The sequence below is a fragment of the Streptomyces sp. NPDC002513 genome, assembly GCF_053595355.1.
On the sequence record NZ_JBSFXK010000007.1, the window covers coordinates 128,643 to 150,763 of the forward strand.

General features: G+C 71.5%; 23 protein-coding genes. 7 read left to right on the plus strand and 16 right to left on the minus strand.

Annotated elements, in window-relative coordinates:
• Positions 1-123 precede the first annotated feature (123 nt).
• Positions 124-1,332, plus strand: coding sequence for a nucleotide sugar dehydrogenase (locus tag ACWD5Q_RS07565; protein WP_451426099.1), 1,209 nt, complete (start codon positions 124-126; stop codon positions 1,330-1,332).
• Between the two features lie 725 nt (positions 1,333-2,057).
• Here ACWD5Q_RS07565 and ACWD5Q_RS07570 read toward each other — a convergent pair.
• The 4 genes from ACWD5Q_RS07570 to ACWD5Q_RS07585 form a co-directional block, all read right to left on the minus strand.
• Positions 2,058-3,182, minus strand: a complete 1,125-nt coding sequence (locus tag ACWD5Q_RS07570) for a GuaB3 family IMP dehydrogenase-related protein (RefSeq protein ID WP_451426100.1) — start codon at positions 3,180-3,182, stop codon at positions 2,058-2,060.
• 268 nt (positions 3,183-3,450) lie between these two features.
• Positions 3,451-4,956: an IMP dehydrogenase gene (guaB, locus tag ACWD5Q_RS07575; protein WP_451426101.1), complete on the minus strand. Its 1,506-nt coding sequence runs from the start codon at positions 4,954-4,956 to the stop codon at positions 3,451-3,453.
• A gap of 278 nt (positions 4,957-5,234) precedes the next feature.
• Complete coding sequence (locus tag ACWD5Q_RS07580) at positions 5,235-5,810, minus strand: sigma-70 family RNA polymerase sigma factor (RefSeq protein ID WP_365166637.1); 576 nt, start codon at positions 5,808-5,810, stop codon at positions 5,235-5,237.
• 256 nt (positions 5,811-6,066) lie between these two features.
• Entirely contained in the window at positions 6,067-6,678 is a 612-nt protein-coding gene (locus ACWD5Q_RS07585; protein ID WP_003948568.1) for a response regulator transcription factor, read from the minus strand.
• A 379-nt stretch (positions 6,679-7,057) separates the two neighbouring features.
• Here ACWD5Q_RS07585 and ACWD5Q_RS07590 point away from each other — a divergent pair, with 379 nt between their 5' ends.
• Positions 7,058-7,390 (plus strand): WhiB family transcriptional regulator, encoded by a 333-nt coding sequence (locus tag ACWD5Q_RS07590; protein WP_451426102.1) that lies wholly within the window; start codon positions 7,058-7,060, stop codon positions 7,388-7,390.
• 113 nt (positions 7,391-7,503) lie between these two features.
• On the opposite strand, the gene ACWD5Q_RS07595 is transcribed toward ACWD5Q_RS07590, so the two are convergent.
• Positions 7,504-8,400, minus strand: a complete 897-nt coding sequence (locus ACWD5Q_RS07595; protein WP_451426103.1) for a LysR family transcriptional regulator — start codon at positions 8,398-8,400, stop codon at positions 7,504-7,506.
• Between the two features lie 80 nt (positions 8,401-8,480).
• On the opposite strand from ACWD5Q_RS07595, the gene ACWD5Q_RS07600 reads away from it, so the two are divergent.
• The 3 genes from ACWD5Q_RS07600 (at position 8,481) to ACWD5Q_RS07610 (ending at position 10,803) form a co-directional block, all read left to right on the plus strand.
• Positions 8,481-9,155 (plus strand): MOSC domain-containing protein, encoded by a 675-nt coding sequence (locus ACWD5Q_RS07600; protein ID WP_451426104.1) that lies wholly within the window; start codon positions 8,481-8,483, stop codon positions 9,153-9,155.
• An 89-nt stretch (positions 9,156-9,244) separates the two neighbouring features.
• The gene (locus tag ACWD5Q_RS07605) at positions 9,245-10,018 is read left to right on the plus strand and encodes an SDR family NAD(P)-dependent oxidoreductase (RefSeq protein WP_451426105.1); all 774 of its coding nucleotides are present in this window, start codon (positions 9,245-9,247) and stop codon (positions 10,016-10,018) included.
• Positions 10,019-10,095: 77 nt separating this feature from the next.
• The gene (locus ACWD5Q_RS07610) at positions 10,096-10,803 is read left to right on the plus strand and encodes an ester cyclase (RefSeq protein WP_451426106.1); all 708 of its coding nucleotides are present in this window, start codon (positions 10,096-10,098) and stop codon (positions 10,801-10,803) included.
• Positions 10,804-10,944: 141 nt separating this feature from the next.
• Here the strand turns inward: ACWD5Q_RS07610 and groL are convergent, their stop codons facing one another.
• From groL to ACWD5Q_RS07625, 3 genes are all read right to left on the minus strand, one after another.
• The gene (gene groL / locus ACWD5Q_RS07615) at positions 10,945-12,570 is read right to left on the minus strand and encodes a chaperonin GroEL (protein ID WP_451426107.1); all 1,626 of its coding nucleotides are present in this window, start codon (positions 12,568-12,570) and stop codon (positions 10,945-10,947) included.
• A gap of 147 nt (positions 12,571-12,717) precedes the next feature.
• Positions 12,718-13,026 carry a co-chaperone GroES gene (gene groES, locus ACWD5Q_RS07620; RefSeq protein ID WP_071364926.1) on the minus strand — a complete coding sequence of 103 codons (309 nt, stop codon included), beginning with the start codon at positions 13,024-13,026 and terminating at the stop codon, positions 12,718-12,720.
• Positions 13,027-13,239: 213 nt separating this feature from the next.
• The gene (locus tag ACWD5Q_RS07625; RefSeq protein WP_451426158.1) at positions 13,240-13,818 is read right to left on the minus strand and encodes a hypothetical protein; all 579 of its coding nucleotides are present in this window, start codon (positions 13,816-13,818) and stop codon (positions 13,240-13,242) included.
• 410 nt (positions 13,819-14,228) lie between these two features.
• Between ACWD5Q_RS07625 and ACWD5Q_RS07630 the strand changes: the two genes are divergently transcribed.
• A complete protein-coding gene (locus ACWD5Q_RS07630; protein ID WP_451426108.1) occupies positions 14,229-15,425 on the plus strand; it encodes a THUMP-like domain-containing protein in 1,197 nt (398 codons plus the stop codon).
• Here the strand turns inward: ACWD5Q_RS07630 and ACWD5Q_RS07635 are convergent.
• The 7 genes from ACWD5Q_RS07635 to tsaB all read right to left on the minus strand — a co-directional run bounded on the left by ACWD5Q_RS07635 (position 15,422) and on the right by tsaB (position 21,010).
• Positions 15,422-16,684, minus strand: a complete 1,263-nt coding sequence (locus tag ACWD5Q_RS07635) for an RNA polymerase sigma factor (protein WP_451426109.1) — start codon at positions 16,682-16,684, stop codon at positions 15,422-15,424. The genes ACWD5Q_RS07630 and ACWD5Q_RS07635 overlap by 4 nt on opposite strands.
• Before the next feature lie 44 nt (positions 16,685-16,728).
• Positions 16,729-17,085: a YciI family protein gene (locus ACWD5Q_RS07640; protein WP_451426110.1), complete on the minus strand. Its 357-nt coding sequence runs from the start codon at positions 17,083-17,085 to the stop codon at positions 16,729-16,731.
• 187 nt (positions 17,086-17,272) lie between these two features.
• The gene (locus ACWD5Q_RS07645; protein WP_451426111.1) at positions 17,273-18,340 is read right to left on the minus strand and encodes an LCP family protein; all 1,068 of its coding nucleotides are present in this window, start codon (positions 18,338-18,340) and stop codon (positions 17,273-17,275) included.
• A 142-nt stretch (positions 18,341-18,482) separates the two neighbouring features.
• Entirely contained in the window at positions 18,483-18,740 is a 258-nt protein-coding gene (locus tag ACWD5Q_RS07650) for a hypothetical protein (RefSeq protein ID WP_451426112.1), read from the minus strand.
• Positions 18,737-19,837 carry a tRNA (adenosine(37)-N6)-threonylcarbamoyltransferase complex transferase subunit TsaD gene (tsaD, locus tag ACWD5Q_RS07655; RefSeq protein ID WP_451426113.1) on the minus strand — a complete coding sequence of 367 codons (1,101 nt, stop codon included), beginning with the start codon at positions 19,835-19,837 and terminating at the stop codon, positions 18,737-18,739. Before tsaD ends, ACWD5Q_RS07650 begins: the two co-directional genes overlap by 4 nt.
• The gene (gene rimI / locus ACWD5Q_RS07660) at positions 19,830-20,360 is read right to left on the minus strand and encodes a ribosomal protein S18-alanine N-acetyltransferase (RefSeq protein ID WP_451426114.1); all 531 of its coding nucleotides are present in this window, start codon (positions 20,358-20,360) and stop codon (positions 19,830-19,832) included. Before rimI ends, tsaD begins: the two co-directional genes overlap by 8 nt.
• Positions 20,357-21,010, minus strand: coding sequence for a tRNA (adenosine(37)-N6)-threonylcarbamoyltransferase complex dimerization subunit type 1 TsaB (gene tsaB, locus ACWD5Q_RS07665; RefSeq protein WP_451426115.1), 654 nt, complete (start codon positions 21,008-21,010; stop codon positions 20,357-20,359). The genes rimI and tsaB overlap by 4 nt, the downstream gene beginning before the upstream one ends.
• A gap of 179 nt (positions 21,011-21,189) precedes the next feature.
• On the opposite strand from tsaB, the gene ACWD5Q_RS07670 reads away from it, so the two are divergent.
• The gene (locus ACWD5Q_RS07670; RefSeq protein ID WP_451426116.1) at positions 21,190-21,738 is read left to right on the plus strand and encodes a hypothetical protein; all 549 of its coding nucleotides are present in this window, start codon (positions 21,190-21,192) and stop codon (positions 21,736-21,738) included.
• A gap of 101 nt (positions 21,739-21,839) precedes the next feature.
• On the opposite strand, the gene ACWD5Q_RS07675 is transcribed toward ACWD5Q_RS07670, so the two are convergent.
• Positions 21,840-22,022: a hypothetical protein gene (locus ACWD5Q_RS07675; RefSeq protein ID WP_451426117.1), complete on the minus strand. Its 183-nt coding sequence runs from the start codon at positions 22,020-22,022 to the stop codon at positions 21,840-21,842.
• Between the last annotated feature and the right edge of the window lie 99 nt (positions 22,023-22,121).

Consider the following 22,121-nt stretch of genomic DNA (forward strand, 5'->3'; position numbering starts at 1 on the left):
CAGTCAATCACGCAAATCGACATATTTACTCCTAGTCTGACATTGCCCTCGTCGCTCGCTCATTCTGTCCACAGCGATTGCGCACCTCTCCCGCTTCGGCTATTGGGAAGGACGGCCCACGCCATGCCCGCAGATCTCGCCGTCATCGGACTCGGTCATCTCGGCCTGCCCCTGGCCCAGGCCGCCGTCGCGGCCGGCATTCCGACGCTCGGTTACCGGACAGGTCCCGAGGCCGGCTCCCTCACCGCCGCCGAACTGCGCCGGATGCTCGCGCGGGGCTTCCGGCCCACCTCCAGCCCCGCCGAACTCGGCCGCGTCCGCACCGCCGTCATCTGCGCACCGGCCCCGCGCGGGGCCGACGGCGCACCCGACCTCAGCCAGGTGAAGGCCGCCGCCCGTACCCTCGCCGAGCGGCTGCGCCCGCACACCACCGTCATCCTGGAGTCACCGGTTCCGCCCGGTACCACGGAAAAGCTCCTGCGTCCGCTCCTCGAATCGGGCTCCGGGCTGCGCGCGGGACGCGACTTCCACCTCGCCTACTCGCCGAGCCGCGTCGACCCCGGCAACCGCGACTTCGGGGCCGCCAACACCCCCAAGGTCATCGGCGGCCTCACCCCCGCCTGCACGGAGTCCGCCGCCGCCTTCTACGGGCGCCTGACCGACAAGGTGGTACGCGCGCGCGGGCCACGCGAGGCGGAGACCGTGCAGGTGCTGGAGACCAACTACCGGCAGGTCAACATCGCCCTCGTCAACGAAATGGCGGTGCTCTGCCACGACTTGGGCGTCGACCTGTGGGACGTCATCCGCTGCGCGGAGACCAAGCCGTTCGGCTTCCAGGCGTTCCGCCCCGGCCCCGGCGTCGGCGGCCACGCCGTCCCGCAGGACCTGGCGGGCACGACCGGGCACGGCCTGCGGATGGTCGAACTGGCACAGCAGGTCAACAGCCGTATGCCCCGGTACGTCGTGCAGCGCGCCGCCGCTCTCCTGAACGAGCACGGCAAGTCGGCGCGCGGCGCCCGGGTCCTGCTGCTCGGCGTGACCTACAAACCGGATCTCGCCGACCTCCAGGGCTCCCCCGCACACGAGATCGCCCTGCGCCTGATGGAGCTGGGCGCGTCCGTCAGCTACCACGACCCGCACGTCCCGGCATGGAGCGTCCTCGACCGCCCGATCCCGCGCGCGGACTCCCTCTACGAGGCGGCGGCGGGCGCGGACCTGACGATCCTGCTCCAGCAGCACCGCACCTACGACCTGCAGGGCCTGTCGGTGAAGGCCCAACTGCTGCTGGACACGCGGGGAGCCACGCCCACGGGGGCGGCGCATCGGTTGTGAGGGGGGCGCGCGCGGCGCCTGAGCCTCCGGGGACGGTGGCACGGGGGGCGGCCGCGCCGCTACGGTACGGCCGGACGGAACCCCTCGCAGCGGGCACTGCGGCAGGCTCCTGAAGGGTGAACAGAGTGTCCACCCCTAGTTCACATAGGGGTGGCCGCTCACCATCCGAAAATCCGCAAGATCCACCTCCTCCGGTACCGGGCTGCCCGACGGCGGATCCGGTAGCGTGCAAAGGGCGGAGCCCACCGCAAAGGGCATTGCGGCGGGCTCCTGGATGATGAACAGAGTGTCCACCCCTAGTTCACATAGGGGTGGCCGCTCACCATCCGAAAATCCGCAAGATCCACCTCCTTCGGCACTTCACCATCCACAGACGGATCCGGTCCCGGCAGGTGGGCTTGCGGTGACGGCCCATGGGCGCGCCCCCTTCCATGACGCCGCCCAGTTGCCCGGTGGACGGCCCATCGGAACTCGGGCCGGGCCCCGACCGGCCGGGGTCCGGAACCTTGTCCTTGGAAGGGGGCGCCCCGGAGAACGGGGTCGCCGGAGAGGGACACTATCGGCTCGTCACGGCCGCTCCCCGCGTCATCACGCCGAACGCAACCGTGCGCCCCTCCGCAGAAAAACGCGCCCCCATCTGGGCACTTGGACACATGAAGGGGCCCGGTTCACCCATCGGAGTGAACCGGGCCCCTTCATCCGCTCAAGCCGAGCGCGGCGTCACGTCACCGCCGGTGCTGCGAGTCCGCCACCGTGACCTCGACCCGCTGGAACTCCTTCAGCTCGCTGTAGCCGGTGGTGGCCATGGCCCGGCGCAGGGCACCGAAGAAGTTCATCGAGCCGTCCGGGGTGTGCGAGGGCCCGGTGAGGACCTCCTCGATCGTCCCGACCGTGCCGAGGTCGACCTTCATGCCGCGCGGCAGTTCCTCGTTGACGGCCTCCATGCCCCAGTGGTGGCCCTGGCCCGGTGCGTCCGTGGCGCGGGCGAGCGGGGAGCCCATCATGACGGAGTCGGCGCCGCAGGCGATCGCCTTCGGCAGGTCGCCGGACCAGCCGACGCCGCCGTCCGCGATCACGTGCACGTACCGGCCGCCGGACTCGTCCATGTAGTCGCGGCGGGCCGCCGCCACATCCGCGACCGCCGTGGCCATCGGGACCTGGATGCCGAGCACGTTGCGCGTGGTGTGCGCGGCGCCGCCGCCGAAGCCGACCAGGACGCCCGCCGCGCCGGAGCGCATCAGGTGCAGGGCGGCGGTGTAGGTGGCGCAGCCGCCGACGATCACCGGGACGTCGAGCTCGTAGATGAACTGCTTCAGGTTCAGCGGCTCGTGCGAGTGGGAGACGTGCTCCGCCGACACCGTCGTACCGCGGATGACGAAGATGTCCACGCCCGCGTCCACGACGGCCTTGGAGAACTGGGCCGTGCGCTGCGGGGAGAGCGCGGCCGCGGTGACCACGCCCGAGTCGCGCACCTCCTTGATGCGCTGCCCGATCAGCTCCTCCTTGATGGGAGCCGCGTAGATCTCCTGGAGGCGGCGGGTGGCGGACTCCACCGGCAGCCCGACGATCTCGTCGAGGAGCGGCTGCGGGTCCTCGTACCGCGTCCACAGGCCCTCGAGGTTCAGCACGCCCAGACCGCCCAGCTCGCCGATCCGGATCGCGGTGGCCGGGGAGACGACCGAGTCCATGGGGGCGGCCAGGAAGGGCAGCTCGAAGCGGTAGGCGTCGATCTGCCAGGCGATCGAGACCTCCTTCGGGTCCCGCGTACGGCGGCTGGGGACGACGGCGATGTCGTCGAAGGCGTACGCCCGGCGGCCGCGCTTGCCGCGCCCGATCTCGATCTCAGTCACGTCTGTGGCCTTTCCCTGATGCGTTTCAGCGTCTTCCAGTATCGCCGACGGCCGCGACGGGGGCCGCCCCGGACGGAGGACGAGGCCGGTCCGGACGGAGGACGAACGCCGTCGGGACGTGGGACAGGGCGGTTCCACGGCGTACGGCGAAGGGGGCCGGGCCTACGACGAGGGCGGTCCGGAAGCCTCCGGACCGCCCTCCGCTGAGGTCGTCACCCGCGCTGCACGCGCGCGTGCCCACTTCCCGCTGTGGTTCTCCCGCTGTAGTTCACTTCCTGCTGTAGTTCGGCGCCTCGACCGTCATCTGGATGTCGTGCGGGTGGCTCTCCTTGAGGCCCGCGGACGTGATCCGGACGAACTGGCCCTTCGCCTGGAGCTCGGGGACCGTCCTGCCGCCGACGTAGAACATCGACTGGCGCAGACCGCCCACCAGCTGGTGCACGACCGAGGCGAGCGGGCCGCGGTAGGGCACCTGGCCCTCGATGCCCTCCGGGATCAGTTCGTCGTCCGAGGCGATGCGCTCCTGGAAGTAGCGGTCCTTGGAGAAGGACTTGCGGTCACCACGGGACTGCATCGCGCCCAGGGAGCCCATGCCGCGGTACGACTTGAACTGCTTGCCGTTGATGAAGAGCAGCTCGCCCGGCGACTCCTCGCAGCCGGCGAGCAGGGAGCCCAGCATCACCGTGTCGGCGCCCGCGACCAGGGCCTTCGCGATGTCACCGGAGTACTGCAGGCCGCCGTCGCCGATGACCGGGATACCGGCCTCCTTGGCGGCGAGCGAGGCCTCGTAGATGGCGGTCACCTGGGGCACGCCGATGCCGGCGACCACGCGGGTGGTGCAGATGGAGCCCGGGCCGACACCGACCTTGATGCCGTCCACACCGGCGTCGATCAGGGCCTGCGCGCCGCTGCGGGTGGCGACGTTGCCGCCGATGACGTCGACGCCGGACGAGTTCGACTTGATCTTGGCGACCATGTCGCCGACCAGTTGGGAGTGGCCGTGCGCGGTGTCGACGACGATGAAGTCGACACCCGCCTCGATCAGGGCCTGGGCACGCTCGAAGGCGTCGCCCGCCACGCCGACCGCGGCACCGACGATGAGCCGGCCCTCGGCGTCTTTGGCGGCGTTCGGGTACTGCTCCGCCTTGACGAAGTCCTTGACCGTGATCAGGCCCTTCAGGACGCCCGAGTCGTCGACCAGCGGAAGCTTCTCGATCTTGTGGCGGCGCAGCAGCTCCATGGCCTCGGCGCCGGTGATGCCGACCTTGCCGGTGACCAGGGGCATCGGGGTCATGACGTCGCGCACCCGGCGGGAACGGTCGCTCTCGAAGGCCATGTCACGGTTGGTGACGATGCCGAGCAGCTTGCCGGAGGGATGGGTGACGGGGACACCGCTGATGCGGAACTTGCCGCACAGGGCGTCGGCCTCGGCGAGGGTGGCATCCGGGTGGATGGTGATGGGGTTGGCCACCATGCCCGACTCGGAGCGCTTGACCAGGTCGACCTGGTTGGCCTGGTCCTCGATGGACAGGTTGCGGTGCAGTACACCGACGCCGCCCTGGCGGGCCATCGCGATCGCCATGCGCGATTCGGTGACCTTGTCCATGGCGGCGGACAGGAGCGGGACGTTGACCCGGACGTTCTTGGAGACGTACGAGGCGGTGTCGATCTCGTCGGGCGCCATGTCCGACGCGCCCGGCAGCAGCAGCACGTCGTCGTAGGTCAGCCCGAGTGTCGCGAATTTCTCGGGCACTCCGTCGACGTTGGCAGTCATGACACCTTCCCCAAATGGCCTTGATCGGTGCGGATGTCCATGCTAACGGGAAGCTTGGGTGTCTCATTCCACGGTGTGGAGTGACCCTGGGCTTCGTATGTTCGTACGGAGTCGGGGGCCCACGGGTTCACACCCGGGGCCACGGGACCGTGCGGCGCACCGGGCCGGGCAGGCCTCGGTGCCGCCGATTCCGCCGTCCTGGCTGGTCGTCGTTGGGTCGGCGAGGGGAGCGCGGTCGCGGACCACGAGCCGTGGCGCGCGGGGACGCGGCGGCGCCGCTACTGCTCGGCGAGCGCGCGCAGCCTGCTCAGGGCCCTGTGCTGCGCCACCCTCACCGCTCCCGGTGACATTCCCAACATCTGACCTGTTTCCTCCGCGGTCAAGCCCACGGCGATCCGCAGCAGGAGCAGCTCGCGCTGGTTCTCCGGGAGATTGGCCAGGAGTTTCTTGGCCCACTCGGCGTCGCTGCTCAGCAACGCCCGCTCCTCGGGGCCCAGGGAGTCGTCCGGGCGTTCGGGCATCTCGTCCGACGGGATCGCCGTCGAGCCCGGGTGGCGCATCGCCGCGCGCTGGAGGTCCGCGACCTTGTGCGCGGCGATCGCGAAGACGAATGCCTCGAACGGGCGTCCGGTGTCCTTGTAGCGCGGCAGCGCGAGCAGCACGGCCACGCAGACCTCCTGCGCCAGATCCTCGACGAAGTGCCGCGCATCGCCGGGCAGCCGCGACAGCCGCGTGCGGCAGTAGCGCAGGGCCAGGGGGTGAACACGGGCGAGCAGGTCGTGAGTCGCCTGCTCGTCGCCGTCGACCGCGCGATGGACGAGCGCACCGATCACCGTTGTCTCGTCGTCGCGCATCGGTCCATGGTGCCTTGACGTCGTCCGATCCATGGCACCGCGTCCGTAGTTGTGCACCGAAGCGTTATGAGCAGGTGCGCCGGAACCCATCGCCTGCGCCCTCCCCTCCCGCTCGTCCGACTCGTCCCCGAGGAACTCCACACCTCAAGGATGCGGCATCCGCGGCGAAACGAGCAGCGGGCACCCGGCGGGCCCTGTCGCGGGCCCCGCCCACCGTCCGGCAGGCGGGGATCCACGTACCCCCGCGGTGGTCCACTCAGCGGACCAGGCCCCATCGGAAACCGAGCGCCACGGCGTGCGCGCGGTCCGAGGCACCGAGCTTCTTGAACAGCCGGCGGGCGTGCGTCTTGACCGTGTCCTCGGAGAGGAACAACTCACGGCCGATCTCCGCGTTCGAGCGGCCGTGGCTCATGCCCTCGAGGACCTGGATCTCACGCGCGGTGAGCGTGGGCGCGGCGCCCATCTCGGCCGAGCGCAGCCGCCGCGGGGCGAGCCGCCAGGTCGGGTCGGCGAGGGCCTGCGTGACGGTCGCCCGCAACTCCGCGCGCGAGGCGTCCTTGTGCAGATAGCCGCGCGCGCCGGCGGCCACCGCGAGCGCCACCCCGTCCAGGTCCTCCGCGACGGTGAGCATGATGATGCGCGCACCGGGGTCGGCGGACAGCAGCCGCCGCACGGTCTCGACGCCCCCCAGACCGGGCATGCGTACGTCCATCAGAATCAGGTCCGAACGGTCGGCACCCCAGCGGCGGAGGACTTCCTCGCCGTTGGCCGCCGTCGTCACGCGCTCGACACCGGGCACGGTCGCCACCGCGCGGCGGAGCGCCTCTCGGGCAAGCGGGGAGTCGTCGCAGACGAGGACGGATGTCATGACCGCCCCCCGCAGCTGATGCGCGTCACCTTGAGCCTCCAGGCTGGTACGAATCGTCACCTGAGCGGTCGACGCCCTCGGACGCCTGCCCGAGCGCTTGTTGTTTCAACCGCCTCCGCACTCTCAACGATGGTCACTCGAAAGAGTTACGGTGCAGCAAGCCATCTTCGGCACTGTACGTGAGGGCGCGAACACGGTGCATACATGCGCGGCGGACCCTTGAACTTTCATCACAACCTATGCCCCATTTAGCCGCTTTTCTTCCCGTTCGCTGGTGTCTAGGGCTAGATTCGCAATGAGTCATATTTTCATATCCTTAGACCGTAGATGTACGGTCAGGGGCAGGTATCCGCCCAAAACGGCAACAAGGGGACACGCAATGGCAGATTTCTCCCGCCTTCCCGGTCCGAACGCGGATCTGTGGGACTGGCAGCTCCATGCGGCCTGCCGTGGGGTCGACAGCTCGCTCTTCTTCCATCCGGAGGGAGAACGCGGGGCGGCCCGGAGCGCTCGTGAGAACTCGGCCAAGGAGGTCTGCATGAGGTGCCCCGTACGCGCCGAGTGCGCGGCCCATGCACTGGCGGTGCGCGAGCCGTACGGCGTATGGGGCGGGCTGACCGAGGACGAGCGCGAAGAGCTGATGGGACGGGCGCGGAACCGGCTGGTGCCGGCATCGACCGCCAGCGGGGGCTCCGCCGCCTCGAACAACTGAAGGAACGTTTTTGCACGACGGGCACGCATAGGCGTGCCCATTTTTGGGGTACCGCCGGTTCTTCCCGGGGTACCGCCGGGCCGCAGAACAGCCGGCCCCCGTCGCGGACCGGGCTAGCGCACGGCCGCCCGCGCCAGTTCCTCCAGCGTCGCCGCCACCGCCGGTACGTGCGCCAGATCCGGCAGGGTCAGAGCGACGATCTCCCGCCGCACCGCGGGTTCCAGCGCCACCGGGCGCGCGCCCCTCGGACGTACGGACTCGATCGCGAGCTGCGGCAGCACGGCCACCCCGAGCCCGGCGCCCACCAGGCCGACCACCGCCGGATAGTCGTCGGTCGCGAAGTCGATACGGGGCGCGAAACCGGCGCTCTCGCACACCTCCACGAGTTGCCCCCGGCAGCGCGGACAGCCCGCGATCCACGGTTCCCCGGTGAGTTCGCCGATCGCGACGGACTCCGCGCGCGCCAGCCGGTGCCCCTCGGGGACGAGGGCGACCAGCCGGTCGGTCAGCAGGGGGCGTACGAACAGGTCGTCCCACTCCTTCGAGCCCGCCGCGCCCTCGTAGCGGAAGGCGAGCGCGACATCGCAGTCGCCCGCGCGCAGCTTCTCGACGGACTCGGGCGGTTCGGCCTCCTCCAGGGAGACCCGGGTGCCGGGGTGCGCGGCGCGCAGGGCGGCGAGCGCGGTGGGGACGAGCGTGGAGCTGCCGCTCGGGAAGGAGACGAGCCGGACGCGGCCGGCCCGCAGCCCCGCGATGGCGGCGACCTCCTCCTCGGCGGCGGTCAGACCGGCGAGGATGCCCGAGGCGTGCCGCACCAGCGCCTCGCCGGCCTGGGTCAGGCGCATCTCGCGGCCGGTGCGGATGAGCAGGGGCGTGCCGACGGACGTCTCCAGCGCCTTCATCTGCTGGCTGACGGCGGGCTGGGTGCAGCCCAGCTCGCGCCCCGCCGCCGAGAAGGAGCCGGTGGCGGCCACGGCGCGCAGCACACGGAGATGGCGGGCCTCGATCACCCTGTGAGCATAAGCGCTTCTTGGGTACGGCGGCACATATCGCATCGACGCTTTGACTGCCGGTCGCCTACCGTGCGGGCATGAAGCTTCTTTCTCTCAACGTGGGCCGGCCCCGGTCCGTGGGCCACACCGACCAGCCGGAGGGCCTGACCGGCATCGACAAGCGGCCGGTGGACGGTCCTGTGCGGGTGGCCTCGCCCGGGCCCAAGGGGACCGGCGCGAGCGGGCTGGCCGGGGACGCGGTGTGCGATCTGCGGCACCACGGCGGCGACGACCAGGCGGTGTACGCGTTCGCCCGCGAGGACCTGGACGACTGGGAGCGCGAGCTGGGCCGGAAGCTGCCGAACGGCTCGTTCGGCGAGAACCTCACCACGGAGGGGCTCGACGTGTCCGGCGCGCGGATCGGCGAGCGCTGGCGCATCGGGCCCGAGGTGGTGCTGGAGGTGACCTCGGGGCGGATTCCGTGCCGCACCTTCCAGGAGCATCTGGGCGAGCGCGGCTGGGTCAGGCGGTTCACGCGGCGGGGCGCCCCCGGCGCGTATCTGCGGGTGATCACACCGGGTGAGATGCGGGCCGGCGACCCCGTGACGATCGTGCACCGGCCCGACCACGACATCACGGTCGCCGTCCAGTTCCGGGCGTCGACGACGGAACGGCATCTGCTGCCCGGTCTGTTGGCGGCGGGCGACGCGCTGCACCCGGAGAGCGCGGCGGCGGCACGTCGGTACGCGCGCGAGCAGGCCGCGGGGAACTGACGTGAAATGTGCGGACGTTGGCGGCGAAGCCGGTGAAATCCCCGGTCCGGCGGGCGGAATCGGTCAGTCCGGGTCACTATCGTTGGCGCATGACAACGGCTCTGATTACGGGATCGACCGCGGGCATCGGCGCCGCGTTCGCACGGCGGCTCGCCGCCGACGGCCATGACCTCGTCCTCGTGGCACGCGACACCAAGCGGCTGCGTGAGCAGGCGACGGAACTGCACGACCGCCATGGCATCGAGGCGGAGGTGCTGGCCGCGGACCTCGCCACCGACGAGGGCATCGAGGCGGTGGCCGCGCGGCTGTCCGACCCCAGGAACCCGGTCGACCTGCTGGTCAACAACGCCGGCTTCGGGAACAAGGGCCGCTATCTCGAGGTACCGATGGCCGACGAGCTGCGGATGCTGAAGGTGCACTGCGAGGCCGTACTGCGGCTGACCAGCGCGGCGGCCGAGGCCATGCGCACCCGCGGGCGCGGCGGCGTCGTGAACGTGGCCTCCGTCGCGGCGTTCGTCCCGCGCGGCACCTACGGCGCGTCCAAGGCGTGGGTCGTGCAGTTCACCCAGGGCGCGGCCCGGGACCTGGCCGGGTCGGGCGTACGGCTGATGGCGCTGGCCCCGGGCTTCGTGCGCACGGAGTTCCACCAGCGGGCCGGGATGGGGACGGACAACATCCCGGGCTGGATGTGGCTGGACGCCGACAAGCTGGTCGCCTCGGCGCTCGCGGACCTGGCGCGGGGCAGGACGCTGTCCATTCCGGACCCGCGGTACAAGGCGCTGATGGGCGTGGTGAAGGTGACACCGCGTGCGCTGCTGGGCGGGATCAGCTCCCGGACGGGGCGCAAGTACGGGCCGAAGTGACGGGCGGAGGTGGCGTCGCCGCTCCGGTGGGAAAATGGCCTTGACCGAACCGGACGCAGCGCGCCGGAGGCGACGTCATGACCTTCGTACAGCTCATCGAGTGCAGGACGGACCGGTTCGAGGAGATGAACCGGCTGATCGACGCGTGGGTCGAGCAGACCAGGGGGAAGCGGACGGCCACGCACGACCTCATCGGCAGGGACCGCTCCGACGCGTCGCATTTCGTCGAACTCGTGGAGTTCCCGTCGTACGAGGAGGCGATGCGGAACTCGAACCTGCCCGAGACCGGCAGGATCTTCCGGGAGATGGTCGCCCTGTGCGACGAGATGCCCGTCTTCATGGATCTCGAGGTGGTGCGCGACGAGCAGTTGTGCACGGACGCCGTACGGCGCTTCTTCGACACGCTCTCGACCGCGGGTGAACTGCCGCCGCTCAACGACCTGCTCACGGAGGACTGCCACAGCCGCGATCCCGTCAACCCGCGGGACACCATCGGCCTGGACGCGATCCGGCGCGAGTGCCGGATGTGGCGGGACGCCTTCGACTTCACCTTCATGACCGAGGACCTGATCGCGCAGGGCGAGCGGGTCTGTGCCCGGTGGACCTGGAACGCCACGCACAAGGGCGAGTTCCTCGGGATCGCCCCCACCGGACGGCAGGTCGCCATGACCGGGATGACCCTGCTCCGGTTCGGGCCGGACGCGAAGATCGCCGAGATCTGGTGGCAGTACGACCAACTGGGGCTGATGGACCAGCTCGGCGCGCTCGACGCGCTGGAGGACTGAGGCCCTCGCGCGGCGGGCCTGCGGCCCGCGGTGCGCGTGACCGCGGCCCTCGCCCCGGTGTGTCACCGGCGCGGAACGCGCCGAGGCCCGGCGCCCCGTCTTCGGGGGGCCGGGCCTCGGCCGGCTCGGAAGGATCAGCCGTCAGTGGGCGTGGCCGTGGCCGTGACCCGCGGCGGCCGGCTCCTCCTCTTCCTTCTTCTCGACGACCAGGGTCTCGGTCGTGAGCAGCAGGGAGGCGATGGAGGCGGCGTTCTCCAGGGCGGAGCGGGTGACCTTGACCGGGTCGATGACGCCGGCCTTGATCAGGTCGCCGTACTCACCGGTGGCGGCGTTGTAGCCCTGGCCCTTCTCCAGCTCGGCGACCTTGGAGGCGATGACGTAGCCCTCCAGGCCCGCGTTCTCGGCGATCCAGCGCAGCGGCTCGACGACCGCGCGGCGGACGATGGCGACACCCGTCGCCTCGTCGCCCTGCTTGCCGAGGCCGCCCTCGAGCACCTTGGAGGCGTGCACCAGCGCGGAGCCACCACCGGAGACGATGCCCTCCTCGACCGCGGCGCGGGTCGCGGAGATGGCGTCCTCCAGACGGTGCTTCTTCTCCTTCAGCTCCACCTCGGTGGCGGCGCCGACCTTGATCACGCACACGCCGCCGGCCAGCTTCGCGAGGCGCTCCTGGAGCTTCTCGCGGTCCCAGTCGGAGTCCGTGGTCTCGATCTCGGCCTTGATCTGGGCGACGCGGCCCGCGACGTCCCCGGACTTGCCGCCGCCGTCGACGATGGTCGTGTCGTCCTTGGTGACCGTCACGCGGCGGGCGGAGCCCAGCACGTCCAGGCCGACCTGGTCGACCTTGAGGCCGACCTCCTCGGCGATGACGGTCGCGCCGGTGAGGACCGCCATGTCCTCGAGCATCGCCTTGCGGCGGTCGCCGAAGCCGGGGGCCTTCACGGCGACGGCGTTGAAGGTGCCGCGGATCTTGTTCACGACGAGGGTGGACAGGGCCTCGCCCTCGACGTCCTCGGCGATGATCAGCAGCGGCTTGGAGGAGCCGGCCTGGATGACCTTCTCCAGCAGCGGCAGCAGGTCCGCGATGGCGGAGATCTTGCCCTGGTGGATGAGGATGTAGGGGTCGTCGAGGACGGCCTCCATACGCTCCTGGTCCGTCACGAAGTACGGCGACAGGTAACCCTTGTCGAAGGCCATGCCCTCGGTGAAGTCCAGCTCCAGACCGAAGGTGTTGGACTCCTCGACGGTGATGACACCGTCCTTGCCGACCTTGTCCATCGCCTCGGCGATGAGCTCGCCGACCTGCTGGTCCTGGGCGGACAGCGCGGCGACGGCGGCGATGTCCGACTTCTCCTCGATCGGGCGGGCGGTGGCCAGCAGGTCCTCGGAGACGGCCTGGACCGCGGCGTCGATGCCCTTCTTCAGGGAGGCCGGGGAAGCACCCGCGGCGACGTTCTTCAGACCCTCGCGCACCAGCGCCTGGGCGAGCACGGTGGCGGTGGTGGTGCCGTCACCCGCGATGTCGTTGGTCTTGGTCGCCACCTCCTTCACCAGCTGGGCGCCGAGGTTCTCGTAGGGGTCCTCGACCTCGACCTCACGGGCGATGGTGACGCCGTCGTTGGTGATGGTCGGGGCGCCGAACTTCTTGTCGATGACGACGTTGCGGCCCTTGGGGCCGATCGTCACCTTGACCGTGTCGGCAAGCTTGTTGACGCCGCGCTCGAGGGCGCGACGGGCGTCCTCGTCGAACTTCAGGATCTTCGCCATGGAGCGTTTCAGTCCTCTCGTTGCGATGCCCGGCCGCTCTCCCGGAGCGGCCGCCACCGCGGTGAAAAACGAACCGCGCCCCCGGCGCCCGGCTGATGAATACTCGCGGGGCCAGGGGCGCAGCTCAAAGCGGTCTGCTTCGGTGAATTACTTCTCGATGATCGCGAGCACGTCGCGGGCCGAGAGAACGAGGTACTCCTCGTTGTTGTACTTCACCTCGGTGCCGCCGTACTTGCTGTAGAGCACGACGTCGCCGACCTTGACGTCAAGCTCGACGCGCTTGCCGTCCTCGATACGGCCCGGGCCCACGGCGAGGACGACGCCCTCCTGGGGCTTCTCCTTCGCGGTGTCCGGGATGACCAGGCCAGAGGCCGTGGTCTGCTCGGCGTCCAGCGGCTGGACCACGATGCGGTCCTCAAGCGGCTTGATGGCAACCTTGGAGCTGGCGGTCGTCACGATCCGACCTCCCCCTTCGGAGATCTCGGGGTTAACTGTCTGAGGTGGCGACCAGGTCGATCCGTCGTCGCGGGTGCCGGACCTGCCCGTCGCTGTGTTGGCACTCTCCGATGGCGAGTGCCAGGGCCGAGACTATGACCGCGATTAGCACTCGGTCAAGCGGAGTGCCAATTGACGGCGGCGCGGCGCGTGACCGGGGTGCCCGGGCCCGGTCTACAGGTAGTCCTCCAGACGCCCCACCGTGAACCCCCTTGCCTGGATACGGCGCAGAAGCCGGGCCGTCTCGGCGGTCAGTGAGGCCGGTGGGCGGCCCCCTTCACGGGTCAGGACGATGTCCCCCGGGTGGAGCGTCGTTCCCCTGCCCCGGCGACCGGTCCCCGGGCCCGGGGCGGGGCGACCGGCTGAAGGCGCGGCTGGGCGTGCTGCTGCGGCCGCCGCAGGGCCGGCGCTGTCGGCGAGGAACACGCTGACCGGCAGCCGCAGTTCGCGGACCATGTCGACGAACCGGGGGTCGTTCTCGGCGTCCTCGTCGTAGGTCAGGAAGACGACCCTGTCCCGGGTGGGGACGCGGTCGAGCACCGCCGGCAGATGCTCGGCCACCCGGCCCGGGGAGCGGTTCGGCCGGGGTGCGGGCGCGAGCGGGGCGGGCAGGCGCCAGCGCCGGTAGGCCCGCTCGTGGGGCGCGCGCCTGTGGTGGACCCGCTGCGCCGCCTTCTCGCCCAGCCGTTCGATGGGGTCGACGGACTGGGCGCAGCCGGACAGCAGCGCGGCGGCGAGTGCTCCGACGAGCATCGCCCGCAGATGACGCCGCCCTCTCACCGGGAGTCCTCCGGGCGTGCCACCGCGTCCCCCGCGCTCGTGCCCTTCTCCGGGAACCGGCGGGCCGGTCCGGGCATCGTCGCGTTCTCATCGAGGGCGCGCGCCGGCGGCGCCTTCGGGGACCCGGGCCGGCCGGGCGCGCCGCGCACCTCGGCACCGGTGCAGCCGGATACGAGGGCGGCGCGGACCCCGCGCGCCGCAGACGCGGCCACGGCGCCCCGCGCACCGGGACGCCGCACATGTCCCGTGAGACGGTTCGGGCACTTTTGTTCATTTTGTCGTACGAGCTGCATGTTGTCGGATCCTCGCAGCCGCCGAGGACCACCGCGGGCCGACACCTCGACCGGACGCACACCATCCACCGACTGGCCGACAATGGCCCCGTGAACGACCTCTCCCTCGACTCCCTGCTCGGCCCCGAGGGCCGCGCCCTCCTCGACGAGGTGCGCGGCACCGCCCCGGCCGAGGAGCTGGCCGTCGTCACCCGGCTGCGCCGCGAGCACCCCGCCGAACTGGTCTCGGCGGCCCTCACCCAGGCGCGGCTGCGCGAGCGGGCGGCGGCGAAGTTCGGGGCCGAGGACGCACAGCGGATGTTCTTCACCCCGAACGGTGTCGAGCAGTCGACCAGGACGACGGTCGCCGCCCACCGCGCGCAGCGGCTGCGGGCGCTCGGCGTGACCTCCGTCGCCGACCTGTGCTGCGGCATCGGCGGCGACGCGATCGCGTTCGCCCGGGCCGGCCTGCGGGTACTGGCCGTGGACCGCGACCCGCTGACCGCGGCGGCGGCGCGGGCGAACGCCGAGGCGCTCGGCCTGTCCGCGCGGATCGAGGTGCGCGAGGCCGATGTCACACGGGTGGACGTCTCCCCGTACGACGCCGTCTTCGTGGATCCGGCACGGCGCGGCGGGCGCGGCCGCATCTTCGACCCGGAGGCGTACTCACCCCCGCTGTCCTGGGCCGTGGCCACGGCCCTCAGAGCGCCGCACGCCGCGCTGAAGGTCGCGCCCGGCATCCCGCACGAGGCGGTGCCCGCGGGCGCGGAGGCCGAGTGGATCTCGGACGGCGGGGACGTGAAGGAGGCGGTGCTGTGGTTCGGCACCGAACCCGGTCTCGTCCGGGCCACCCTGCTGCCCGGCCCCCGCGAACTGCGCGGCCGCGGCCTGCCCGATCCGCCGGTGCGCCCGCTCGGCCGCTACCTCTACGAGCCCGACGGCGCCGCCATCCGCGCGCATCTGGTGGCGGAGGTGGCCGAGGAGCTGGACGGCGGGCTGATCGACGCGACGATCGCCTACGTGACCGCGGACGAGCACCACGACTCCCCCTACGCCGCCGCCTACGAGATCACCGACCGGCTCCCCTTCAACGTGAAGAGGCTGAAGGCCCTGCTGCGGGAGCGGGAGGTCGGGGTGCTGACCGTGAAGAAGCGCGGCTCGGCGGTCGAACCGGAGGAACTGCGCCGCAAGGTCCTGCCCAAGCCGTACGGCTCCCGCGCGGTGACGGTGTTTCTGACCCGGGTGGCGGGAGCACCGACGATGCTGCTGGGGCACCCGGCCCAAAAAGCACCCGGCACGCACCGCTAGCCGCACTCCCGGGCGCGGGCCTGAAGCAGTTCCCGCTCGCGTTCGTTGCGGGCCAGGGCGGCGGCCCGGGCGAACTCGGCGCGGGCCTCGGCGGTGCGGCCCAGACGGGCCAGCAGGTCGCCGCGGACGCTCGGCAGCAGGTGGTAGTCCCGCAGGGCGGGTTCGGCGGTCAGCCGGTCGACGATCTCCAGGGCCGGTCCGGGACCTTCCGCCTGCGACACCGCGACGGCACGGTTCAGCTCGACGACGGGGGACGGGGACCGGGCGGCGAGCAGGCCGTAGAGGGTGGCGATGGCGGTCCAGTCGGTCGCCTCGTAGGTGTACGCGTGCGCATGGCACGCGGCGATCGCCGCCTGGAGGGCGTACGGGCCGGGCGCGCCGGTGGCGGTCGCGCCGGCGCGGGCCAGCGCGGTGATGCCGCGGGCGATGAGCATGCGGTTCCAGCGACGGCGGTTCTGGTCCTTGAGGAGGACGAGGGCGCCGTCGGAGCCGGTGCGGGCGGGAGTGCGGGACGCCTGGAACTCCAGGAGCGAGGTCAGTGCGTGCACCTCCGGTTCCTTCGGCATGAGGGAGGACAGGATCCGCGCCAGGCGCAGGGCGTCCTCGCACAGGGCGGGGCGCAGCCAGTCGTCGCCGGACGTGGCCGCGTACCCCTCGTTGAAGATCAGATAGATGACGTCGAGGACGGAGCCGAGACGGGCCTCGCGGTCGGGGCCGTACGGGACCTCGAAGGCGACGTTCCGCCTGGCCAGCGTGCGCTTGGCCCGGACGATGCGCTGGGCGATCGTCGGCTCCGGGACGAGATACGCGCGGGCGATCTCGGCCGTCGTCAGACCGCCGAGCAGCCGCAGGGTCAGGGCGGCGCGGGCCTCGGCCGACAGCACCGGGTGGCAGGTGGTGAAGACCAGGCGGAGCAGGTCGTCGTCGATGTCGGCGGGATCCGCCGGCTCCGCGGGCGGGGCGGTGGTCTCCAGGTCCCGGCCGATCTCCGCCAGCTTGCGGGCGTAGCGCTCCCGGCGGCGGACCAGGTCGACGGCCCGGTGCCGTGCGGTGGCCATGAGCCAGGCGCCGGGGTTGTCGGGCACACCGTCCCGGGGCCACTGCTCCAGGGCCGCGACCAGCGCGTCCTGGGCGAGTTCCTCGGCGATCCCGACGTCTCGGACGATCCGCGCGACTCCGGCGACGACCCGGGGGGACTCCAGGCGGAAGACGGTCTCGATGGTGTGGCCGGCGTGGGCGGCGGTGGGCTGCTGTTCCACAGCCCACCATGCAACACCCCGGCCGGGCATATGCCAAGGAACGGTCAGCCCTCGGCGATCTCGCGCACCTCGCAGGTCACCGTCCAGTAGTCCTCGTGCACCTTCAGGAACCGGCCGGCCCACTCCAGCGCCTCTGCCATGTCCTTGCACTGCATGATCGCGTAGCCGCCGACGACCTCCTTGGACTCGGTGAACGGCCCGTCCGTGACGGAGGTCTTGCCGCCCTCCCAGTGCACCCGGACGCCCTGGGCGGAGGGGGTGAGCCCGGCGGTGTCGAGCATCACGCCGGCCTTGGTGACCTCCTCGATCAGCTCGCCCATCCGCTGCATCAGCTCGGGGCTGGGACCCTCGGCGGGGACGGTGGACTCGTCGATCCGTACGAGCGACAGATAGCGGGGCATGGTGGCTCCTTCGTTCAGAAGCGGCGGGGCCCGTCCCCGCCTCTCACCCATGCGTCGATCGGGAGGCACCTGGATCGACACGGTCCCCGGAATTCTTCGAAGTTTTTTCCGGGGCTCGTCCCGAGGGGTGTTTCCCCAGGTCGTACGGCGATGTCCCGGCCCTCTTCGATCCCGTGCGGCGTCGTTCTCAGCGCAGGGACGCCCACAGTGTGCTCGCGGCGGGTTCCTTCGCGACCACGCGGTTGTGGTCCGACGGCGCGAGCACGACCGGCATCATCACCGTGGTCACCCGGTCCGCCGCGAGGCCCTTCAGGCTTTCGCCCAGACGGACCAGTTCCGGCAGCGAGTCCAGGCCCGTGTCGGTGGTCAGGCTGCCCGTGGCGGCGTTCGCGACGCGGTAGAGCCGGGCGGGGTCGGTCAGCAGGTCGGTCGAGGCGATCTGCGCCAGCAGCGCCTTCACCAGCCGCTGCTGGAGCCCTATGCGGCCCAGGTCGCTGCCGTCGCCTATGCCGTGCCGGGTACGGGCCAGCGCCAGGGCCTGCGTGCCGTCCAGATGGTGGGTGCCCGCCGCGAGGTGCAGATGGCTCATGTCGTCGTCGATGTCCTGGGCGGTGGTGACGGTGACCCCGCCGAGCGCGTCCACCAGCTTCGCGAACCCCGAGAAGTCGATCTCCAGATAGTGGTCCATGCGGAGGCCCGTGACCGACTCGGCCGTCTTGACCGCGCAGACCGGACCGCCCACCTCATAGGCGCTGTTGAACATCGCGCCGTACGCCACCGCCGTCGTGCCGCCCGAGGCCAGCGGGCACGACGGCCGGGTGACCAGCGTGTCGCGCGGGATGCTCACCACCGTCGCCCGGGTGCGGCCCGCGTCGAGGTGCACCACCATCGCGGTGTCCGAGCGGGCGCCGGAGCTGTGGCCGCCGCCGAGGGCCGCGTTCGCCGTGCCGCTGCGCGAGTCGGAGCCGAGGACCAGGATGTTGAGGGCGCCGCTGGGCAGCGGCGCGGCAGACGGGGAGGCCGACGGCCCCGGCGTCGCCGCCGTGCGCGCCGGTCGGTCGGTGCCCAGGGCGCCGTCGATGTCGACGCTGTGGATGTTGTGGTTCAGATGCCAGTACGCCCACGCCGCCCCGGCGGCCGTCAGCACCAGGCCGCACGCGACCACGGCCCCCAGGGCCTTGACCAGACGTGAGCGCCGGCCGCCCCGTCGTGCGCCGCGCCCGTCACCGTCCCCGTGCTCGTCTTCGGAAGTCACGCGGAGGAACGTAAGTCCGAATTATGACGAGCAGGGACCCGTGACCGACATTCTTCGGAAATTCTCACTCTTCTCAGGACGCCCACGGCCCCGGCGACCGCGGATCACCGCGAGCCCGAAGAGCGGCACGCGGTGGGGCAGTTCAGCCGCCGTCCACCGATTCGAAACGCCAGCGGTGCACCGCGCGGGTCACCAACTCCCCGTCTGGCTCGGGCAGTTCGGGGAGGGTGTCGGAAAGGTCCGCGTCCCACCAGGTGACGACGAGAACACGGTCCTGGGGAGCCCGGAAGGTCTCGCGCCGCAGCGGAGGAGGCGTCAGTTCCCGGGCCCGCGCCCAGGCCAGCAGATCCTCGCCCCGCCCGTCGGCCGCCCGGGCCTCCCACATCAGCGCGACCGTCACGAGTACAGGTTCTCCTTGCTGATCTCGTGGACATGGTCGTGGTGGGCGTGTGCCTGGCCGGGCACATGAGGGTCCGTCACCGGGAGCGAGGAGTCCGCCGACAGGTCCCAGTCCGACGCGGACCGCCCGCGGGCGACCATCTCCGCGCCGAGCGCCGCGACCATCGCGCCGTTGTCGGTGCACAGCTTGGGACGGGGCACCCGAAGCCGGATCCCGGCCGCCTCACAGCGCTCCTGGGCCAGCGCCCGCAGCCGGGAGTTGGCCGCCACCCCGCCACCGATCATCAGATGGTCGACGCCCTCGTCCTTGCAGGCCCGCACCGCCTTGCGGGTCAGCACATCCACCACCGCCTCCTGGAAGGAGGCCGCCACGTCGCGCACCGGGACCTCCTCCCCCGCCGCGCGCTTCGCCTCGATCCAGCGCGCCACGGCCGTCTTCAGACCGGAGAAGGAGAAGTCGTACGCGGGGTCGCGCGGACCGGTCAGCCCGCGCGGGAACGCGATCGCCTCCGGGTCTCCCTCCCTGGCGTACCGGTCGATGACCGGGCCGCCGGGGAAGCCGAGGTCCAGCACCCGGGCGATCTTGTCGAAGGCCTCGCCCGCCGCGTCGTCGATGGTCGCGCCCATCGGCCGTACGTCCGAGGTGATGTCGGTGGAGAGCAGCAGCGAGGAGTGCCCGCCGCTCACCAGCAGCGCCATCGTCGGCTCGGGCAGCGCGCCGTGCTCGAGCTGGTCCACGCAGATGTGGGAGGCGAGGTGGTTCACGCCGTACAGCGGCTTGCCCAGGGCGTACGCGTACGCCTTCGCCGCCGAGACACCGACCAGCAGCGCGCCCGCGAGCCCGGGGCCGGCGGTGACGGCGATGCCGTCCAGGTCCTTCGCACTCACCCCCGCCTCCTTCAGCGCCCGGTCGATGGTCGGCACCATCGCCTCCAGGTGTGCACGGGAGGCGACCTCCGGGACCACACCGCCGAAGCGCGCGTGCTCGTCGACGCTGGAGGCGACGGCGTCCGCGAGAAGGGTGGTGCCGCGGACGATGCCGACGCCGGTCTCGTCGCAGGAGGTCTCGATCCCCAGGACCAGCGGTTCGTCAGCCATTGTTCTCGGTTCCTCGTACTGATGGGGAGCCCGCAGCGAAGCCGCTGTCGGGTGAAGTGGTCAGGCGCATCACCAGGGCGTCCACGTTCCCCGGCTGGTAGTAGCCGCGCCGGAATCCGATGGGCTCGAAGCCGTAGCGTTCGTACAGCTTCTGCGCGCGCACGTTGTCGACCCGGCACTCGAGCATCACCTGGGAGCACTCGAACGCGGTGGCGGACCGCAGCAGCTCGGTCAGCAGCCGCCCGCCGAGTCCCGTGCCCCACAGGCCGCGGGCCACGGCGATGGTCTGGATGTCCGCCAGGTCGCCCTGGGCGGCCAGCCCCGCGTAGCCGACGATCCGCTCGCCCTCGACGGCCACGATGTACCGCCGGGTCGCCTCCGGTCCCCGCGCGTGCGCGAGCTCGGACCAGAACATGCCCCGCGACCAGGCGTCCTCGGGGAAGAGCTCCTTCTCCAGCTCCAGGACGGCGTCGATGTCCCACCAGCGCATCTCGCGCAGCACGGGTGTCATGGGCGTGGTCACTTGGGGGTGACCACCTTGTAGTTCTTCGGCACCTGCGCGTCGGGGCGGCGCAGATACAGCGGGCGGGGCGCGGCCAGTTCCTCGCCCGCCGCCAGCCGTTCCGCCGCCAGGGACGCGAGCGCGGCCGCCGAGACATGCTCGGGCTCGTGTGCCCGAGGGAACGTGTCCGGGTACAGCAGCGCCCCGGCGCCCACGGCGGGCAGGCCCGCGACCTGCTCCGCGATGTCCGCGGGCCGGTCCACGGCGGGCCCGGACACCCGGGTCCGGGCGTTGTCGTACCGCGCCCAGTAGACCTCCTTGCGGCGTGCGTCGGTGGCCACGACGAAGGGCACCTCCAGGTCGGAGGCGTAGGCGAGGCCGTCGAGGGTACCCAGGCCGTACACGGGCACACCGAGCGCGAGACCGAAGGTGTCGGCGGTCATCAGGCCGACCCGCAGCCCGGTATAGGGGCCGGGGCCCATGCCCACGACGACGCCGGTGACGGCGTCGAGCCGGGTGTCCGCCTCGGCGAGGACCCGGTCGACGGCGGGCAGCAGCAGTTCCCCGTGCCGGCGCGCGTCGACCTGACTGGACGAGGCGACGACGGACGTGCCGTCGTGCAGGGCGACGGTGACGGCGGGGGTGGCGGTATCCAGAGCGAGCAAGAGCACGCAAACAGCCTACGGCGCTCACGCCCGACACACGGGCGGGCCGGTCCGGCGCGTGCCTGCTGCTACCGTCACAGCGAAGCAGTACGACGGAAACGATCAACGGATCGGGCACGTCGTACGAGAGGTATCCGGGCGACGCACCGCTTCCGCGCGTGCGGGGGTCGAGAGGTGGACACAGGGTGGCTAGGAGCAGCTCGGGATTCGTGGCCGGGCTCACCGTGGCGGCTGTCGCCATGGTCGGTTTCCTCGCCTACCAGGCGTCGGCGCACGTACCGGACACGCTGGGAAAGCCGCAGGTGAAGACCTCGGGGGCCCACGGGTCGAAGCCGGCCCCGGCCAAGAAGAACCCGGCGGCGCTGCCCGGCGGCTCCGGCACGGGTGAGCGGGTCGTGTACGCGCTCGGCGACGACCGGGTGTGGCTGGTGGGCCCGGACAACAAGGTGCAGCGCACGTTCCCGGTCACGCCCGGGACGGTGGATCCGCTGCCGGGGACGTACCAGGTGACCTCGCGGACCGCCGCCGGAACCGGTTCGGACGGCACGGCGGTCGAGCACATCGTGCGGTTCACGTCGAACCCCGTGGTGATCGGCTTCAGCGCGGCCGTGGACGGCGCGACGGCCAAGCCCGACCCCTCGAAGAAGCTGGGCGGGATCCGTGAGGCCCGTGCGGACGGCACGGCGATGTGGGAGTTCGCGACGACCGGCGAGAAGATCGTCGTCGTCCAGTAAGCCCAGTAATTCCGGCAAACCCGGTAAACCGGGTGAGAACCTTCGTCCGGTACGCGGCTGGGGCCCGTCCGGTCACCACGGGATACGGGCCCGCGGTCGCTCTACGCGGCTCTGCGGGGCTCCTCGGCCTCGGGGGTCGCCGGAGGTGCCCCCGGTTCGGGGCGCTGCGGCGGGGTCGAGACCGCCTTCGCGGCGGCACACGACGCCAGCAGGTCCCGCATCGGCACTCCGGCCGCCCCGGCCACCACGCGCGGCGGCGCCTCGTCGCGTTCTGAAGCCGGCATGGACGCCTCCTGGACTCGCGGGGGCGGACATGGTTAGGCAGCCCTAACCACGGACTGATGTCCATGTGACCACGCCCGGCACCTGCGGCGCAACACCTT

Bases quoted from the DNA above. Each gene is read 5' to 3' on its own strand.
- ACWD5Q_RS07610 (WP_451426106.1), top strand. From the start codon at position 10,096: ATGACCTTCGTACAGCTCATCGAGTGCAGGACGGACCGGTTCGAGGAG.
- ACWD5Q_RS07605 (WP_451426105.1), top strand. From the start codon at position 9,245: ATGACAACGGCTCTGATTACGGGATCGACCGCGGGCATCGGCGCCGCG.
- ACWD5Q_RS07625 (WP_451426158.1), bottom strand. From the start codon at position 13,818: ATGCTCGTCGGAGCACTCGCCGCCGCGCTGCTGTCCGGCTGCGCCCAG.
- ACWD5Q_RS07580 (WP_365166637.1), bottom strand. From the start codon at position 5,810: ATGCGCGACGACGAGACAACGGTGATCGGTGCGCTCGTCCATCGCGCG.
- ACWD5Q_RS07585 (WP_003948568.1), bottom strand. From the start codon at position 6,678: ATGACATCCGTCCTCGTCTGCGACGACTCCCCGCTTGCCCGAGAGGCG.
- groL (WP_451426107.1), bottom strand. From the start codon at position 12,570: ATGGCGAAGATCCTGAAGTTCGACGAGGACGCCCGTCGCGCCCTCGAG.
- ACWD5Q_RS07640 (WP_451426110.1), bottom strand. From the start codon at position 17,085: ATGCCCCGCTATCTGTCGCTCGTACGGATCGACGAGTCCACCGTCCCC.
- ACWD5Q_RS07565 (WP_451426099.1), top strand. From the start codon at position 124: ATGCCCGCAGATCTCGCCGTCATCGGACTCGGTCATCTCGGCCTGCCC.
- ACWD5Q_RS07590 (WP_451426102.1), top strand. From the start codon at position 7,058: ATGGCAGATTTCTCCCGCCTTCCCGGTCCGAACGCGGATCTGTGGGAC.
- ACWD5Q_RS07600 (WP_451426104.1), top strand. From the start codon at position 8,481: ATGAAGCTTCTTTCTCTCAACGTGGGCCGGCCCCGGTCCGTGGGCCAC.
- guaB (WP_451426101.1), bottom strand. From the start codon at position 4,956: ATGACTGCCAACGTCGACGGAGTGCCCGAGAAATTCGCGACACTCGGG.
- ACWD5Q_RS07675 (WP_451426117.1), bottom strand. From the start codon at position 22,022: ATGCCGGCTTCAGAACGCGACGAGGCGCCGCCGCGCGTGGTGGCCGGG.
- tsaD (WP_451426113.1), bottom strand. From the start codon at position 19,837: ATGGCTGACGAACCGCTGGTCCTGGGGATCGAGACCTCCTGCGACGAG.